The sequence below is a fragment of the Terriglobales bacterium genome (assembly GCA_035543055.1).
GTDB lineage: Bacteria > Acidobacteriota > Terriglobia > Terriglobales > Acidobacteriaceae > JAIQFD01.
This window is the reverse complement of record DATKKJ010000072.1, coordinates 1-2,728: the sequence shown is the minus strand read 5'-3', so window position 1 is coordinate 2,728 and position 2,728 is coordinate 1. Positions and strand designations below refer to the sequence as shown.

Below are 2,728 nucleotides of genomic sequence, written 5' to 3'. Positions count from 1 at the left end.
AGAATGTAGTTCCGCCCGCATTCGCCGCAGGCCATCAATGCTGGCGACAACGCTGGCGAGAGGCTCCCGAACCGAAGTCCGGACGGGATTCGAACCCGTATGCTTGCGCATTCACCATGTACTCCCGCAGGCATTCGCCAGCGCTTCCTTCCTGCGGCGACAATAGGTGGAGAAACGGCCTGTTGCTCTACCCTTGAGCTACCGCACCGATACGGGCTGCGGCCCGGATTCGAACCGGGAACCCACAGATTAAATGTAGTTCCTCCTGCATTCGCCGCAAGTGTCAACGCCGGTTGAAAATTCCCCACATCGCCGGTTGAAAAATCCCCCACCCCAGGGGTCCGCGGCCGACGCCGAAGACCGAGTTCCGGATGCCCCCTTTCCCTCATCCTAGGAACCTGTTTCCGAACGGCCCGGAGCAGTCAAGGGCGCGCCGGTTTTGCGCGGCGCAGCGGACCCTTGACGGCGAGGACCGTTCGATAGCGTTTGCGAGGAGGGAAAGGGGGCTGGTCGGGCTTCCTCCTCGGCTCGGGGGAACAGACCCGCTTTCCGCCGGTCCTTCAACCGGTAGCTCTCCCCCCGGATGTTGATGGTCGTGGAATGATGCAGCAGCCGATCCAGAATCGCCGTGGCGATGATGGGATCTCCGAAGATGGAATCCCAGTCCCCGTAGCTCTTGTTGGAAGTCAGGATGATGCTGCCGCGCTCGTAACGGGCGCTCACCAACTGGAAGAAGATCGTCGCCCCCAGATCATCCAGTGGCAGGTATCCCATTTCGTCGATGATCAGAACCTTCGGCGCCAGATAGACGCGCATGCGGCGATCGAGCCGTCCCTCCCGATAGGCGCGACCGAGATCGGTGACCAGGTCGTGCGCGGTCATGAAGTAGGCGCCGAAGCCAGCCTGGATCGCGGCTTCGGCCAGCGCCACACTGAGATGGGTTTTGCCAACGCCGGGAGGTCCTAGAAACACCACGTTGCTGGCCTCATGGATGAAGCGCAGAGAGCGAAGCTCGCGGATCTGCCGCTCGTCGATCGAAGGCTGAAAGGCGAAATCGAACTGGTCGAAGGTCTTCACAAACGGCAGGTGCGCCAGTTGCAGCCGCGCGCGCAGATACCGGCTGCGGCGTGCGTCCACTTCGCAGCTCAGCAGCTCGTCGAGGAAGTCCGCATAGCTGGGCTCCTTCTTGGAAGCTTGTTCCAGCAAGCCCTCGAGCCGCGCTTCGATGGCTTTCAGGCCGAGTCCATTCAGCGCCCCTTGGATTCGTTCGATCGGAGTCATCGCCCGCCTCCCGCCGCCGCACTTTCATAGGCTGCGAGCGGGCGAATCTCCACCACCGGAGCTGTGTCTTGAATGTGAATCAAGGTTTTCCGCTCGTGGCGTGCTCCGAGCGGGATCCCGCGATGGTGCTCCGCCTGGGTCACCACTGCGTGTCTGTGCCGGGCCTGGCCGTGGACCGCGATCCGCTCCTGGCCGTAGAGCACCTCCACGTCGCTGCCTCGCTCGCGCACCCAGACCTGCTTGCCGGCGTACGACCAGGGCACCGAGTAGCGGCTGCCCTGCCAGCTCACATAGGCGTCGCGCGCCACCTTGCGCAGTTCGTCATCCAGGTACGGATAGGGAGGACGCCCATCCAGCGGCTGCAGGCTGAACTGATCCACGTCCCAGCGCACGGCCACTTGTTCATGTGTGGTGCCGTGCACCCGCTGGTTGGCCACTTCCCAAACCCAGGCGCGGAGCTGCGCGTTGAGATCTTGCAAGCCGCTTGGCTCGCGGCCCTGCAACCCGCACAGGAAGTTTCGCCGCAGGTACTTCACGCCCGATTCCACCTTGCCTTTGGTCTGGGCTCGATAGGGCCGGCACAGTCGCGGCCGGAAGCCCCAGTAACGAGCGAAGTCCAGAAACACCGGGTGCCAAACCACCTCGCCGCGCTCATCCGTCTCCAGCCACACCGTTTTCATGCGGTCGTAGAGGATCTCCTCCGGGACTCCGCCCAGTTGCCGGAATGCTTCCTCGTGCATCTTCAGCAGCGTGCCCAGCTTCTGATCCAAAGCCGCCTCGGCCATCATCGTTCGGCTGTAGCCCAGCGTGAAGGTGAAGGCGTTGAGCTTCCGCTCTTGGCCGTCCATCTCCAGGCTGCCCAGGTGTCCCCAGTCCACCTGCGCCTGCTTGCCGGGCGGCGTTTCAAAGCGCCGTACCGCCACTGTCGTCGCGGCTTGGCGCTGCGGGAGAAGCCAGTCCTTCAAAATCGTGTAGCCGCCCGGGTATCCCCGGGCGCGCAGCTCCCGCAGCAGCACCTGCGCATTCCACACCCCTGCTTTCAGCCGCTCTCCGAGGTACTCCTTGAATGAGTCCAGTTTGCTCGGCGGCGCCGGCCGCGGCCCGTATACCGGCCGCGCCTCCGGCTGCTGCAGATACTTGCGCACCGTCTTCCGGTCGTAGCCCGTCAACCTGCTGATCGCCCGGATGCTCAACCCCTCTCGCTTCAGCTCTTCCAGTTCTTGCACGTCTTTCCCCCGCAACACATCCGGCCCCTCCTCCATTCAGAGTGAGGCCGGTCCTGACCTCGTCAGAGGGTGGGGGATTTTTCGTCCGGCACTATGGGGATTTTACGACCGGCGCTGACATTAGCATATTTGCTGCGGCGTGACTGAGGTTTCTGTGGTACAAAATATCTGGAGGGGAAGCGACGGGAGTCGAACCCGCAAACCCCGCCAGAGGTTCATGG

At 63.1% G+C, this 2,728-nt stretch carries 2 protein-coding genes; both read right to left on the bottom strand.

Annotation, left to right across the window (positions count from 1 at the left end; genetic code table 11):
* Positions 1-390: 390 nt before the first annotated feature.
* Positions 391-1,281, bottom strand: a complete 891-nt coding sequence (gene istB / locus VMS96_05840; GenBank protein HVP42932.1) for an IS21-like element helper ATPase IstB — start codon at positions 1,279-1,281, stop codon at positions 391-393.
* Positions 1,278-2,525 carry an IS21 family transposase gene (istA, locus tag VMS96_05835; GenBank protein ID HVP42931.1) on the bottom strand — a complete coding sequence of 416 codons (1,248 nt, stop codon included), beginning with the start codon at positions 2,523-2,525 and terminating at the stop codon, positions 1,278-1,280. Before istA ends, istB begins: the two co-directional genes overlap by 4 nt.
* Between the last annotated feature and the right edge of the window lie 203 nt (positions 2,526-2,728).

Excerpts from the sequence above, each read along its gene's own strand:
- istB (HVP42932.1), bottom strand. The coding sequence starts at position 1,281 with ATGACTCCGATCGAACGAATCCAAGGGGCGCTGAATGGACTCGGCCTG.